We start from the raw sequence: 13,948 nt of genomic DNA, 5'->3' as shown, positions 1-13,948 counted from the left end.
TGCCTTTTAATGTTACCTGCCGACTTTCCGCCGAAGGTCCAAGCTGTACTTTATTGTTCGCTCGATGAATTTCCGTTTTGCGGCCCAATTGACGTTCCAGTGCGACAAGCCATGGGCCCGCTCACCAAAGCGCACAGGAAAGCGCTTAACATCCAGGCCCGAACGACGTGCCATGTAAAAAGCGTAAAGGTCTAGCGAGAAGTCGTGGGGCGGCTCTGACCAAGTTTCGAAAAAGTGGCGATGAAACATGGTCGGCTGAGCATTTATGTCTGTCAGATCCGCTTGCATGAGTATGGTCTCGAAAACCGACATGCCGACCGTGAAAAGGGTGTCGGACAGAGGGCGCCCGTATCGACGGCCCTTCACAAACGTCCGGTGTGGATCCCGCGCTTGTTCAAAGAATTCAAGGCCTGTCAGCACATCAAGCGGATTGGTCTGCATATCGGCGTGGGTCCAGGCCAATACGTCGCCACGCGCCGCTCGCAGTCCCGCTAAGATGCCGTAGCCATAGCCTTGGTTGGTCTCCACGCGCACGCTCCGCAATGCCTCCTGCCCAGCCAGAAGGTCTCGCATCACATGAGCGCTATCATCGCTGGAGCCGTTGTCCACAAGAACAACCTCGATGTTCCCCCGTTTCACTAAGTCGAGGCATCGAGGAACGAGCAGTGGAAGGTTTTCAGCTTCATTGTAGCAGGGGATGACGAGGGACATCTTCATATGCGCCGTGTCCTTTCGCTCGTCACATCTGTGAATACGAAGAAGCGCATGCCGATGAAATTAAGAACGGCCGAGATGCCGGTCGCAATCACGAAAGCCAAGTAGATTATCCATGGAAAGTCCATCAATTCGAGAATGAGCTGATTCATTCCGACATTTATCAGAAAAGTTGTGACATACACGCAACAGAACCGAAGGAAAGCCGCGCCTGAGACGTTGCTCCTAAATGTGTAGCTGCGGTTCGCGAAATACGCGAAGACTGTGCCCGCCGCGAAACTGGTCCCCTTGGCGACTGGATGGTGCAGGCCGGCCGCGACAAGGATCAGGTAGACCACCAGATCCACTCCCACGGTCGTTAATCCAACCAGAAGAAAGCGCGCAAAGGGAGTATTCATGGGCGCTTCACGGGCAGACGGGGGGGCTCCGGGGCGTATACACGCTCAAGCGATGCTCTCTGGGAAGCTGGCACGCGGCGGTCTTTTTCCAGCGAATAGGGATGGTGCGGCCATTTATGGAAGCAGGACTGCCAATAATTAAAGGTGCGAAGCTCGTCCGGCGTACCCCAACTGAGATAGCCATCCACCTCCATGATCCGCACTGAAAGCCCGAGCTGCACCGCATCATTTATGCACGTGTCTACATAGAACTCACCGTTCACGCGGGCATTGCGCGCGATCATGTGTTCCGCGCAGCTTTTGAAGTCCCGGGCGCGGCGAAATGTGAAGGTTCCTATCACGATCGGATCGTGTTTCGGGTCCGATAGGGGTTGCTTCACTGACACGGATCGAACGCGGTCGCCGTCAGCATCAACCCAACCATACATGTGTGGATGCCGTACCGCATTGGCGTGTCCGCGCGCCACCCAAACGATGACGTCCGCCAATGGCTCTTCGAGCAACGCGAAGAGACGTTCGGGATCATAGAGGACGCCATTATCGCAGGCGCCGATTGTGAGAGGAGCGTCCTCCTGCACATCGTCCAGTCCCATCAGACAGGTGCGGGCCTGCCCGTCAGTGATCGCATCAAGAATTTTCAAGTTGGCGGAAGGGTTGGCGGCTTGGATCGCTGCTTCGATGTCGAGGCGCCCGGGCAAGTCAGCTCTTAGAATAAAGACATGGTTGTCCGCCTGCGGGAGATCGCTGGTGGCCTGGAGAACCATGGGGGATCCGGACACGGGAATCAGCGGCTTCGGCAGCGCATAGCCTTCTTTCACAAACCGCGAACCGGCCCCGGCAAGAGGAATCATCACCGCTCCCTCCTGCCGCGGGGCGGGTGCCGAAGGTGCAGCGAGGCGCCGAAAAGCACGCGACCAATTCCGATATGTGGCGAGATCTTCCGGCGTGCCCCATTGCATGAAGTGTTGCAATGGATAAACGGCGACACTCCCTCCATCGGTGAGCAATGGCTTGTATGCCAGACTGACGTAATGTTCGCCATTGAGGAGCAGGCTGTCATCGGCGCGGGATCGCCTGCAGCACTCGAGAGCGAGCGCCCCACTGCGAAAATAATAGGTTCCGCTTGAGGCGTATTCCGACATCGGAGTGTCAGTGAAAGGCTTTTTCTCCTGAATGTCGAGAACCCAGCCGTCCCTTTCGCGCACGTAGGCATAGTTGGTCGATCCCAACATATGCGGGTGAAACCCGGTGTAGGCAGGAATCGCCCCGTCGCATGCGCTCTCTTGCACGAAACGCGTAAAATTTCCGAAGTCCCAGAAACAGGTGAAATCACAATAATTTATGACCGTCGGCCGATCGACGTCGATGGCATGGCTCGCATTGAGAATGGCTTGAACCGGACCCTGGCGGACCGGCGGTACCGGTACAATCCGCCCGTTCGGTCGCAAATCCCGCAGGATTTCCTCCATGCGAAAGCTAGGTTCGGACAGGTGTTCAGTATTGCATATGAAGATTATGTCTTCCACGTCGGGGAACATGTCGCAGACATGTCCGATGATCGGGCGACCATCGACGCGTATAAGCGGCTTTGGAATGTCATAGCCGGCGCGTCGAAAACGCTCGCCGAATCCAGACATGGGAACGACCACCTGCATGGTTTGCGTCCTTTAAGGCCTATTGAGGGATTGGCGCAATTTCTCTGCGTCCCAATTCAGGAGTTCGTTCTCCTGTGCAGTAGAGAGGCCTTCGACAGTGGCACCCATGGTCAGCCGCGCAAGCACATCGGAGAGGCAGCCAATCATGGCAAGCGATGCCGCGCTCATGGACTGCCGGACCAGAACGCCTTTGCCTTCCACTGCGACAAGCGGGGCATCGGGTGGTAAAGCCTCGCCCTCTCGACACCCCGCAATGCGCGAGCCGAGGAAAACCACGTGATCTGGATAAAGAGAGTATCTTGTCGCCACGGCGAATGCTTGCGGCTCCACTCCCAGGCGATGGACGCTGGCGTCGGCGGGCAGAACCCAGTCCGTGTGGTGGGCAAGGTGGGCGAGTTCGTCGAGGTCGGGAAGCGCGTGCTCTAGCGTTTCTTGTTCGAGTCGCCGCTCCACCTCCGCCATCGTTCCAAGTGCCTCATCGACGCTTCCGCCGCCGACAACCAGTCCATGGTTTCGAAGCACGAGCACGTTTGGAGCGCCGTCTATCATGCGGTCGGCGATGAGGTGCGTGAGAGGTAAGCCGGGACGCGCGTAGGGGATGAGCGCCCAGTTCAGTCCCCTCAACTTCTCGTTGAAAAGCTGCTCCGCGTCAGCCCGGATTGCACCTGCGAGTACCGAAACCGAATGGGTATGGAGCACGACGCGGTGGGGAAGGAGTGCGTGGAAGGAGGTTTCAATAGACGGCCGCCCCAGGGCTCCCGCCACGAGATCTGTGCGGATCGCTCCGGTTCCCGGCTCAGAATGGCCGTTGCGGATCTGATCCCGGATTAGACTAAGGTCGACCGGAACAAAGCCGTTGCGCTCATCAGCCTGAGCCATCCAGATACCGGATGCCTTGACCCACAGAACGCCCGCGTCTTTTATTGACGTGTTGCCGCCCGGACCTTGGACTAGAAGCCTGTTCTCGCCAAGTTGGACCGTGGCGCGGAGAAGGTCGTGGAAGTCGCTGGGACGCGTGATGGCCCGATCATCACGAACATTGTGCATGCGCCCTTCCCTCGAATGATGGTGGCGTGGTAACTGCCAAAACGTGCATCGTCAAGACGACACACGGCCCGGATCCCGCCAAGTGCCGCCGCGTGACGCCAGAGGATAGGAAGTGCTTCACGATGGGTTCTGATCGCAAGCTTGACCTGCGCGTGACCGCCGCTGTTTTTCTACTGATCTTCGCCGCGTTTTCGTTCGCCTATTCAACGGTATATGGTCCTGTCGGTGAGTTCGGCAATTACATTGCAGCGTCGCGATGGAGCTCAGTCTATGGAATGTTTTTTCGTCCGTTGTCGCTGAATCTCTTCCCGTATTGGCTTAATGAGGGTCTGGGCATATCATTTTCTCGTTATTCGTACGTGTTTTCCGCCTTGTTTTGTCTCGGAATTTTTATCTCAGTCGCGTTTTTGATTCAGATGCTTCGTTGGTCGAGTCGTGAAAATTTTAAAGTCACGTATTTTGTAGATCCATTATTTCTAATTTTATTTGGTTTTTCTAATGTCTTCATAATTACGACATTGATGATTCAGTATACTATAACCGATTTTTTGTTTATGTGTTCTTATGCCTTGTTTTTATTGTCGATTTTGCGATTCCTTAATAATGGTTCTCTGGAGTGGCGCGACGGAGTTCTCGCTGTCCTCGGCTTGACATTAATGTGTGGCTCCAAGGAGTTCACACTTGTTACGCCGGTGATGCTGCTTGTGTTGCTGGTACTCCGCTTTAGGCCGGCAATCCGCCTGGTGAAGGAGCATCCTGCGAGGGTCCTTGTCGTCGCGCTGCTTTTATCGGTGGTGGCGTCCTTATACGTGATGTTCCTAGTCACGCAGCCAACCTACATCGCGAACACCCTTGCTGGTGGGGCTCCTCCCGGAGAGGACTTCATCCGCGCCAGTTCAGCCAAATTCCTGTCCAACCTATGGACCTGCCTCCTTTGGGTGGGGCAGGTCCCGTTGCAGGGAAATTATCCATATGTCTTCAATCCCCTGCCGCTCCTTGGTCCAGTGTCGACCGCCATTCTCTGGACATATGGCATCGTCCTGATTCTGGGATGGATAGCGGCTTTCAGCCATCGTGACTTCCGGCCTGCAGCCGTGTTCAATTTGGTCGGGGTTTTATTTTGGATAGTGCTCGCCGCCAGCAACAACCGTGCGCTCAGTTCGTACCTGGCGCCTGCATTTTTGCATGGCGCCATACTTTGGGCCATGGGTGCATGGGTGACACTTGAGCGGATCGGTTCGTCCTGGTTTTCAGGCTCCGTGAAGGTCGCTTGCCTCGGGCTGCTTATCTGGTCGATGTGGCTGGGCTCGAATACGTTGTACTCTCCGGACCGAACGGTCTCGTTCCACGGGGCGATGGCGGCTTCGGACGGCCAGTTGCGCAGCACACTCCGCGCGATCGCTCAAAATTTCGATCGTTTTCAGGTTACATTCGATTTGAATGGCGCGCCCGACTACGTTCCATTCCACCTGCATCTTGGTGGGCGCCTGGCCAGTTCGCAGTTGTTTGTAATGGATGATTTTGTGGTGGACAGCAAAGCTAATACCGTCCTGGTTAAGGGGCATCGTCCTGGGGTGGCGGCCGACGGGGAATATGTGCGGGTGATCGTGCGTGTGGAGCCCGACCCCTTGAAGGGAAGTCGCTTCAGGTTTGTTTCTGGTATGCCGCTGGCGGCGTCAAGCCAGTAACTCCATTGTTGGGTCGGAAAGCAGAGGCACGCCGCATTGCGTCTTCTTTCCGTCGGATCGTTCAAGAGGCCACATAAGCATCGATCTGTGCATCTGTGACCGCCACCATATCGGCCCCCTGGTGCCAGGCGGCATACCATTGTGCGGTCAGGCCGATGGCGTCGGCAAAGCGCAGGCGCGGGTGCCAGCCGAGCTCTGCCTTGGCCTTCGAGCAGTCGAGCCGAAGCAGGCGGGCCTCATGGGGGCCTGACGGATTTTCCTCGATCACGATCCGCCCGGTGCCGAGCGCGCCGACCATGGCCTGGGCCACATCGATCACGGGCCGGTCGTCGCCGGGATCGGGACCGATATTCCAGCCCTCGTCAATGCCGTCCGGTGCCGTGGCGAGGCGCTCGGCAATCGTCAGGTAGGCGCCGAGCGGCTCCAGCACATGCTGCCAGGGTCGTACCGAATGGGGGCTGCGCAGCCGCACCGCGCCCTCCGGGCCAAGGCAGCCGCGCACGATGTCCGGCACCAGGCGGTTGGCCGACCAGTCGCCGCCGCCGATCACGTTGCCCGCGCGCACCGTGGCGATGCGGGCGGGGTGCCCCTCGGGTGCGAAAGGCTTGAAGAAGCTGCGCTGCATGGACTGGGCGGCGATTTCGGCGCAGCCTTTGCTGGCGCTGTAGGGATCGCGGCCGCCGAGACGATCGACTTCCCTGTAGCCCCACACCCATTCCTTGTTGTCGTAGCATTTGTCGCTGGTGACGATGACCACCGAGGTAACGCTCGGTGTGCGGCGCACCACGTCGAGCAAGGTCACGACCCCCGTCACATTGGTGGCGAAGGTGGAGATCGGGTCCTCATAGGAGTCCCGCACCAGAGCCTGTGCGGCCAGGTGGAGGACGATCTCCGGCTGGGTCTCTGCCATCACCTGCGCAAGGCGCGGCCGATCATTGATGTCGGCGATCACGCTGCGGACGCGCGTTCCCACCTTTCCCAGGCTGAAGAGACTGGGCGAGCTTGAAGGGGCAAGGCCGTAGCCGGTGACGTCTGCACCCATCCGGGCGAGCCATGCCGAAAGCCAGGCGCCCTTGAAGCCGGTATGGCCGGTGAGGAGAACGCGCTTGCCGCGCCAGAAGGCGGGGAGCATCAGCTCCACACCTTCCAGGGGGCCTTGCCGCTGGCCCATAATTCTTCCAGTTGCACCTTGTCCCGCAAGGTGTCCATGGGCTGCCAGAAGCCCGTGTGCTCGTAGGCGTGAAGCTGACCGTCCCGTGCGAGCCCCTCCAGCGGCTCGCGCTCCCACGGGGTGGCGTCGTCATTGCCCAGATAGCGCTCCACGTCCCGGTTGAGGACGAAGAAGCCGCCATTGATGAAGCCGCCTTCGCCGTCCGGCTTTTCCCGGAACGTGCGCACATCCCCCCCGATGATCTCCAGATAGCCGAAGCGCTTGGGCGGATAGGTGGCGGTCACGGTGGCCAGGCCGCCATGGGTGCGGTGAAAGGCGATGGAGCGGGTAATGTCCACATCTGCGACGCCGTCGCCATAGGTCAGGCAGAATGTGTCGTCCTTCACATAAGGCAATGCGCGCCGCAGCCGGCCGCCGGTCATGGTGCTTTCGCCGGTGTCGATCAAGGAGATGGACCAAGGTTCGGCATCATTTCGGTGGACATCCACCGTTCCGCTGCGAATATTGACAGTCAGGTCCGAAAGGTGCTGAGCATAATTTATGAAATATTCTTTGATCATATAGCCTTTGTATCCAAGGCAAATGACAAAGTCATTGATCCCGTGATGGGAGTAGATCTTCATGATGTGCCAGAGGATCGGATAGCCGCCGATCTCAACCATCGGCTTCGGCCGCGTGAGCGTCTCCTCGCTCAGGCGTGTTCCGAAACCGCCGGCCAGTATCACCGCCTTCATCTCAACCCCCGACCAACCCGCGCCCCTGCGCGCCGGGAAAAGTCTGGCAGCCGGTCGAGCTTTCGAGCAAGCGGCGTTCCCACCGTTTTGGAGGGCGTCCCGTCCTGGCGCCGCCGGGCGGGAGAAGCGGCGCGGGGCGCGGGGGTCCTTGCAGGACCTCAGGCGTAGGCCGTTTCCTGCCATGTCCTGCCACGGGATGGCCTGTCCACCGCAGAACAGGTGGGCGCCCGTCGCATCGGGATTGCGCAATCAACCCTATGAAAATGCGGCGCCTTTCCTGCGGGCAGAGCAGCCAGTGGAGCGGCGGCAGCGCGCATCTTGGCCGGTGTCGTCGCCAACCCCTACCGTTCTCCGGGCAAGAGAGGCGGCGGCCGTCGGGCGGACGGGGCGGCCGGCCCGCCAGGGCGGCCAATTCCGCCAAATCGGAACGGATTCTTTTCCACTGAGGCGGACGGGTATCGCCCCCCGGCGATCAACTCGCCTCTGCGTCCCGCACGCCTGTCCCCAGCGCCAGGGTGATGCGCCGGATCAGGGCGGCGCTGCTATAAGCGGGGTCGGCGGTGACCTCCCGGCCGATCCAGGAGGGGAGGCGGAAGGGCTGGTCATCGCTCTCCAGTTCCACCTCGGCGATCACGAGACCGGCCAGCGGCCCGGAAAACTCGTCCACTTCCCAGATGACGTCGTCATGGGGAATGCAATAGCGCGTCTTTTCGATGAGCGGCCCGTTGCACAGGTCCGCGAGCATCTGGTCGGCATCGGCGACCGGAATGGCATATTCGAATTCCGGCCGGCTGATGCCGCTCTTGGGTCCCTTCACCGTGATCCAGGCCTTGGCATCGCTCCGCCGGATTCGGACCTTGCCGCGGGCCATGCGCGCGAGGAGCCCCTCCTTGAACATCTGACCCGCCCCGGCACTGGCACGCCATGTGTCGTTCGCGACCAGGAACTTCCGTTCGATCTCCAAGGGCATGCAAAGTCCGCAAGACGTTTCGGATGGGCGACCCTTAGCATGTTTCCAAATTTGTTGCACTGCGGGAGCAGGGCGTGGCTTGAGGTCGGTGGCCGTTGTCCCCGTGCCGTTCCGCGCGGCAATTCAAGCCTTCAGCGCGGCCTTGCCTCATTGTGCGCAACTTTGCCCCGCTTGATGGCGCATGCTTTGCGCCGAATGCTCCCGCTGCCGCCGAAAATCCATCCTGGGCCTTGCCCCCGCCGACGTGCACCTGCCGGCACCCGATACGCCGACCGCTGCCGAGCGCGGCGCGCGGCTGCGCTGCGACCTGTGCGGCAGCAAGGACGTCAAACTGGTGCGCGTCGCCTCTCCCGCGGAGGCGGTGGCCTTCGTCACGTCGCGGATGTGAGGGTGGGGGCGTCAGGCGCGGCCGCGGCAGACCCAGCCGGCGGCGAGGTCGGGAGGCAGGTGAATGCCGTGGCTGACCAGCGGGCGTTCCGCCAGCGGCATGCCGTCGGCATCAATGGCATAGACGGCGAGGCCGACCGCATGCGCACGATCCGTCTCCGCAATCTCCAGCGCCAGGTCCAGGTCGAAGCAAATGGTGTCCGGCTCCTGAAACAGGGCGCCAGCCGATGTGCGGATGCACGCCCGCACCAGATAGGCATAAGCAGAGGGTGCCATCTTCATGGCTTATATCTCCGCCCTGCGACCGCATCCCCCCGCGGAACGCATGAGGGTCGCATGAGCTGAAATCGACCATACGCCGGGCCACCTGGAGCGACTACAGTGTTTAATTGACCACGTCACACGCCTGAGGAGGAACGAAGCGGCTTATGGATGCGGTTTTCCTGACCAACCTGATCCTGCTCGTCTGCGCCGCCCTGGTGGTGGCCGGCACGGTCTCCAGCCTGGTGGCGGCCCGTTTCGGTGCGCCCATCCTGCTGGTCTTCCTGCTCGTGGGCGTGGTGGCGGGGGAGGATGGTCCGGGCGGCATCCAATTTTCCGATTACTGGGCCACCTATATGGTGGGCTCGGCCTCGCTCGCGGTGATCCTGTTCGATGGCGGCCTGCGCATGCGCGCCTCCAGTATGCGCGGCGCGGTGATCCCCGCCTTTCTCCTGTCCACGGTAGGCGTGCTGCTGACCGCTGCCCTGGTCGCCTTCCCCGCAGCCTGGCTGTTCAGCCTCTCGCCCCTCCAGGCGCTGCTCGTGGGGGCCATCGTCGCCTCCACCGATGCCGCCGCCGTCCTGTTCCTCGTGCGCGCGCAGGGGCTGAAGCTCGGCCGGCGCGTGGGCGCGGTCATTGAGGTGGAATCGGCCACCAACGATCCCGCGGCCGTGGTCATGACGGTCATCCTGGTGGAACTGATCGCGTCCGGCGCCGGCGATCCCGGCTGGACCATGGCCGTGGGGGTGGTGCGCGAGCTGGCCATCGGCACGGCGGTGGGCGTGGCGGGCGGCTACCTGCTCTCGGTCTTCCTCAACCGGGTGGAATTGCCGGGCGCGCTCCAGCCGGTGATGGTGGTGTCATCCGCCGTGCTGCTCTTTGCCACCACCGCCATGCTGCATGGCTCGGGCTTCCTGGCGGTCTATCTGGCGGGCCTCGTCCTGGGCAACCGGCCGGTGCGGGGCCTTGCGGGCATCATCTCGTTCCACGACACGGTGAGCTGGCTGTGCCAGATCGTCATGTTCACCATGCTCGGCCTGTTGGTGACGCCCCACAAGCTGGCGGAAGCGGTGCTGCCGGGCCTTGCCATCGCCGCCTTCCTGTTCCTGGTGGGCCGTCCCGCGGCGGTGTTCGCGTGCCTGGCGCCGTTCGGTTTCTCCATGAAGGAAAAGGCCTTCATCTCCTGGGCGGGGTTGCGGGGCGCGGTCTCCATCTTCCTGGCCACAATTCCCATGCTCGCCCATTTGCCGGCGGCTCAGATCTATTTCAACACCGCCTTCATCGTCGTCCTCGCTTCGCTGATCCTGCATGGCTCCACCCTGGTCCTGGCCGCCCGGCGGCTGAACGTGGCGCTGGCCGAGCCCATGCGCGACCCGCAGCGCTTCGAGATCGACCTGCCCGGGCAGACCGAGCACGAACTGGTGGGCTATCCCGTCACCGCCAAGACGCTGGCCATCAGTTCGGCCCTGCTGCCGGACTGGGCCCGGCTGGTGCTGGTGGTGCGCGAGAAGCGCATCCTAAGCGCGGAGGAGGCGGGGGCGCTCGTGTCGGGCGACTATGTCTATGTACTGGCCCCGCCCCGGCGGGTGCACCAGTTGGACCGGTTCTTCGTCGAGGAGGAAATGGTGTGGGCGGATGACACCGCCTTCCCCTTCGCCGGCGATGTGCATATGGGGGACGTGGCCGATCTCTACGGGCTGCCGGTGAGCGAGGCCGAGCGGGGGATGACCATCGCCGAGGCCTTCGCCGATCGGGCGGATGATCGCCCGGCGCGCGGCATGCGCATTGCGCTCGGCCATGCGGTGCTCGAGGTGCGCTCGGTGGAGGGCGGGCGGGTCAGCCAGGCGGCCCTGCATTTCGAGCAATTGGATGGCGAGGTGCCGCCCTTTGGGTTCCGGCGGCTGGCGGAGCGGCTGCGCCTGCGCCGTCCCGTGGTCCGCGGGCCGGTGTGATCGGCGGCAGGCGCGGGGGGCGAATGGAGGGGAAGATGGCGCGTTTCTTCATGCGTGGGCGCGGTGGCGGCGGGGAGGGGGCGCGGGATGCGGCCCGCAAGCTCGCTGACCGCATCCGTGAGATCCTCGAACTGGAAGAGGAGGCCACCGTCTCGGTCACCGAGATCGCGTGCGGGGACCCGGCCTGCGGCGGCGCGGAGACCGTGATCCTGGTGATGCGCCCCGGACGCCGCACCGAGGCGGCCAAGCTGATGAAGCCGCTGGCCACCGTGACCGAGGAGGAGCTGATCCCCGCCCTCGCCCCGCTGGCGGGCCCCGAGGTCCGGTCCGCCTGAGGCGCGCTCGGCCTCCGGCGCGGGATGTGTTCCCCGCCGGCCCTTCAATTGGCGCGGCCGAGGTTCTATGAGGAGGGCGACACGAGCCCGAGTGCAATGACCGATACCCTCCTTTCTTCCGCCTCCCTTTCTCCGGCGCTTGCGCCGGCGCGAAGCTTCAATCCCGTCTATAGCGGCCTGCCGACCACCATTTTCGAGGTGATGTCCGGCCTTGCCCGCACCCACGAGGCCATCAATCTCGGCCAGGGCTTCCCGGACGATCCGGGGCCGGCGGACGTGCGGGCCAAGGCGGCCGAGGCGGTGGTGGACGGGTGGAACCAGTATCCCCCCATGATGGGCCTGCCCGAGTTGCGCCGGGCGGTGGCGGACCATTACCGGCATTGGCAGGGCCTGAGCCTGGACCCCGACAGCGAGGTGATGATCACCTCGGGCGCCACCGAGGCCTTGGCCGGCGCCCTCTTCGCCCTGATCGAGCCGGGCGACGAGGTGGTGCTGTTCCAGCCGCTCTATGACGCCTATCTGCCGCTGGTGCAGCGGGCCGGCGGCGTGGCGCGGCTGGTGCGCCTGGAGCCGCCCTCCTGGCGCATCACGGCGGAGAAGCTGGAAAAGGTCTTCTCGCCCCGCACCAAGCTCGTCCTGTTCAACAATCCCCAGAACCCCACCGGCGTCGTCCATTCGGACGCCGAGATGCAGCTTCTGGCGGATTTCTGCGTGCGCTTCGATGCCTTTGCCGTGTGCGACGAGGTGTGGGAGCACATCGTGTTCGACGGCCGCCGCCACCGGCCCCTGATGGCCCTGCCGGGCATGCGGGAGCGCACGGTGAAGATCGGCTCGGCCGGCAAGATCTTCGGCATGACCGGATGGAAGGTGGGCATGGTCTGCGCCGCCCCGCCCATCATGAAAGTGCTGGCCAAGGCGCACCAGTTCCTCACCTTCACCACCCCGCCCAACCTGCAGAGCGCGGTGGCCTATGGGCTTGGCAAGGATGAGGCCTATTTCGAGGGCATGCGGGCCGAACTGCAGCGGGCGCGCGACCGGCTGGCAGGGGGGCTTTCCGCCCTCGGCTTCGACGTGCTGCCGAGCGCGGGCACCTATTTCCTCTCGGTGGACCTGGCCGCCCTCGATCCCAATCTGGACGACGAGGCCTTTTGCCTTGATCTCGTGAAGACCCATGGGGTGGCGGCCATCCCGGTCTCGGCCTTCTATGCCGAGGACGCCGTGCGGTCCGTGGTGCGCTTCTGCTTCGCCAAGCGGGATGCAACCCTGGACGGCGCGCTGGAGCGGTTGAGCGGCGCCTTGCGCAATTACCGGTAGTATCCTGCCGTTAGGGGACAAAAAATCAACGCATTATCCCGCGACAACGTGATCGCCAGTCACATCAGCTGCGTGTAACGTTCGTTTCAGCTTGGGGCAGAGATCCTGTCCCATGCGATCCCGGACAGTGGTGACGCGAGGATTTATGTCGGCGGGGAAGGCATCACGGGGCCTGCGGCCCCTCTTGGCTGTGCTCGTCATGGCCGTGCTGGCGGGCGGGGGCTGGGCGTGGTCCCAGGGCCTCGTGCCGGACAAGTACCTGCCCTGGAAAAAGGCCGCCCCCGCCGCGCCGACCGCACAGGCGCGCGGCGTGCCGGTGCTCGTGTCCACCGCCCTGAACAAGGCCATGCCGCTGCGGGTGGAGGCCTTGGGCACGGTGGAGCCCATGATCTCCGTGACCATCCGCACGCGGGTCGCCAGCCGGGTCGATGCGGTGAAATTCGAGGACGGCGCGGCGGTGCAAGAGGGCGACGTCCTGTTCGTGCTGGATTCCCGGGACATCGATGCCCAGATCCTCCAGGCGGAGGCCACCTTGTCCCGCGACAAGGCGCAGTTGGAGAAGGCCCAGCGCGACGTGGAGCGCTATTCCGGCCTGCTCGCCCGCAATGCGGTCTCCCAGGTCCAGGTGGAAGACGCCAAGACCACCGCCGATGTGCAGAAGGCCACCGTGCAGCAGGACGAGGCCAATCTGCAGTCTCTGAAAGTCCAGCGCTCCTATTACGAGATCAAGGCTCCCGTGACCGGCCGCGTCGGCGTGGCCGGCGTGCGGCCCGGGGCCGTCATCCGGGTGGACGACACGCTCGCCACCGTGCGCCAGATCAAGCCCATCTACGTGGCTTTCGGCGTGCCGGAGCGGTATTTGGGCGAGCTGAGGGCCACCATGGGTCAGTCCGAGGTCCAGTTCCGCCTGCAAGGCAGCGAGGAGCGCGTCACCGGCGGCAAGGTGGTTGCCCTCGACAACACCATCGACCCCCAGACCGGCACCTTGATGGTGCGTGCGCTCTTTCCCAACGCGGACGAGCGGCTGTGGCCGGGAACGTTGGGCGATGTCACCGTGACGCTGCGCATGGAACCCAACATGGTGGCCATCCCCTCCGAGGCGGTACAGGTCGGTCAGAACGGCACCTTCGTGTTCGTGGTGGAGAACAACACCGCGTCCGTGGTGCCGGTGAAGATCTCGCGCACCGTGGACGGGCAGGCGGTCGTGACCAGCGGCCTGAAGGGCGGGGAAGTGGTGGTCACCGAGGGCCAGCTTGCGCTGCGCAACGGCTCGAAGGTGGAAGTGAAAAGCGCCAAAGGGGCGGTGACCGCCGGGAGTTGAG

General features: G+C 62.8%; 14 protein-coding genes. 6 read left to right on the top strand and 8 right to left on the bottom strand.

Annotation, left to right across the window (positions count from 1 at the left end):
- Positions 1–12: 12 nt before the first annotated feature.
- Genes PV781_RS03610 through PV781_RS03595 form a run of 4 tightly spaced genes read right to left on the bottom strand, consistent with a single transcriptional unit; the run spans position 13 to position 3,814 of the window.
- Positions 13–717 (bottom strand): glycosyltransferase family 2 protein, encoded by a 705-nt coding sequence (locus tag PV781_RS03610; protein ID WP_274774267.1) that lies wholly within the window; start codon positions 715–717, stop codon positions 13–15.
- Positions 714–1,112, bottom strand: a complete 399-nt coding sequence (locus PV781_RS03605; RefSeq protein WP_274774266.1) for a GtrA family protein — start codon at positions 1,110–1,112, stop codon at positions 714–716. Before PV781_RS03605 ends, PV781_RS03610 begins: the two co-directional genes overlap by 4 nt.
- A complete protein-coding gene (locus PV781_RS03600; RefSeq protein ID WP_274774265.1) occupies positions 1,109–2,767 on the bottom strand; it encodes an NTP transferase domain-containing protein in 1,659 nt (552 codons plus the stop codon). The genes PV781_RS03605 and PV781_RS03600 overlap by 4 nt, the downstream gene beginning before the upstream one ends.
- 12 nt (positions 2,768–2,779) lie before the next feature.
- On the bottom strand, positions 2,780–3,814 hold the full coding sequence (locus PV781_RS03595) for a class II aldolase/adducin family protein (protein WP_274774264.1): 1,035 nt from the start codon (positions 3,812–3,814) through the stop codon (positions 2,780–2,782).
- A 122-nt stretch (positions 3,815–3,936) separates the two neighbouring features.
- Between PV781_RS03595 and PV781_RS03590 the strand changes: the two genes are divergently transcribed.
- Positions 3,937–5,502 (top strand): hypothetical protein, encoded by a 1,566-nt coding sequence (locus PV781_RS03590; RefSeq protein WP_274774263.1) that lies wholly within the window; start codon positions 3,937–3,939, stop codon positions 5,500–5,502.
- Between the two features lie 61 nt (positions 5,503–5,563).
- Here the strand turns inward: PV781_RS03590 and rfbG are convergent, their stop codons facing one another.
- The 3 genes from rfbG to PV781_RS03575 form a co-directional block, all read right to left on the bottom strand.
- Entirely contained in the window at positions 5,564–6,673 is a 1,110-nt protein-coding gene (gene rfbG, locus PV781_RS03585; RefSeq protein ID WP_274774262.1) for a CDP-glucose 4,6-dehydratase, read from the bottom strand.
- Positions 6,634–7,407: a glucose-1-phosphate cytidylyltransferase gene (rfbF, locus tag PV781_RS03580; RefSeq protein WP_274774261.1), complete on the bottom strand. Its 774-nt coding sequence runs from the start codon at positions 7,405–7,407 to the stop codon at positions 6,634–6,636. The genes rfbG and rfbF overlap by 40 nt, the downstream gene beginning before the upstream one ends.
- A 472-nt stretch (positions 7,408–7,879) precedes the next feature.
- The gene (locus PV781_RS03575) at positions 7,880–8,377 is read right to left on the bottom strand and encodes a CYTH domain-containing protein (RefSeq protein WP_274774260.1); all 498 of its coding nucleotides are present in this window, start codon (positions 8,375–8,377) and stop codon (positions 7,880–7,882) included.
- 181 nt (positions 8,378–8,558) lie between these two features.
- Here PV781_RS03575 and PV781_RS03570 point away from each other — a divergent pair, with 181 nt between their 5' ends.
- Positions 8,559–8,765, top strand: a complete 207-nt coding sequence (locus PV781_RS03570; RefSeq protein ID WP_274774259.1) for a hypothetical protein — start codon at positions 8,559–8,561, stop codon at positions 8,763–8,765.
- A gap of 11 nt (positions 8,766–8,776) precedes the next feature.
- Here the strand turns inward: PV781_RS03570 and PV781_RS03565 are convergent, their stop codons facing one another.
- The gene (locus PV781_RS03565) at positions 8,777–9,046 is read right to left on the bottom strand and encodes a hypothetical protein (protein WP_274774258.1); all 270 of its coding nucleotides are present in this window, start codon (positions 9,044–9,046) and stop codon (positions 8,777–8,779) included.
- Positions 9,047–9,192: 146 nt separating this feature from the next.
- Between PV781_RS03565 and PV781_RS03560 the strand changes: the two genes are divergently transcribed.
- The 4 genes from PV781_RS03560 (at position 9,193) to PV781_RS03545 (ending at position 13,947) form a co-directional block, all read left to right on the top strand.
- Positions 9,193–10,977 (top strand): potassium/proton antiporter, encoded by a 1,785-nt coding sequence (locus PV781_RS03560; protein ID WP_274774257.1) that lies wholly within the window; start codon positions 9,193–9,195, stop codon positions 10,975–10,977.
- A 35-nt stretch (positions 10,978–11,012) separates the two neighbouring features.
- Positions 11,013–11,312, top strand: a complete 300-nt coding sequence (locus tag PV781_RS03555) for a hypothetical protein (protein ID WP_274774256.1) — start codon at positions 11,013–11,015, stop codon at positions 11,310–11,312.
- A 96-nt stretch (positions 11,313–11,408) separates the two neighbouring features.
- Entirely contained in the window at positions 11,409–12,626 is a 1,218-nt protein-coding gene (locus tag PV781_RS03550; protein ID WP_274774255.1) for an aminotransferase, read from the top strand.
- A gap of 190 nt (positions 12,627–12,816) precedes the next feature.
- Complete coding sequence (locus PV781_RS03545; RefSeq protein ID WP_274774668.1) at positions 12,817–13,947, top strand: efflux RND transporter periplasmic adaptor subunit; 1,131 nt, start codon at positions 12,817–12,819, stop codon at positions 13,945–13,947.
- Position 13,948 lies beyond the last annotated feature (1 nt).

The organism is Aquabacter sediminis (assembly GCF_028863665.1).
Taxonomy (GTDB): domain Bacteria; phylum Pseudomonadota; class Alphaproteobacteria; order Rhizobiales; family Xanthobacteraceae; genus L1I39.
Note: the sequence above shows the minus strand (reverse complement) of the source record. Positions and strands in the feature narration are given on the sequence as shown.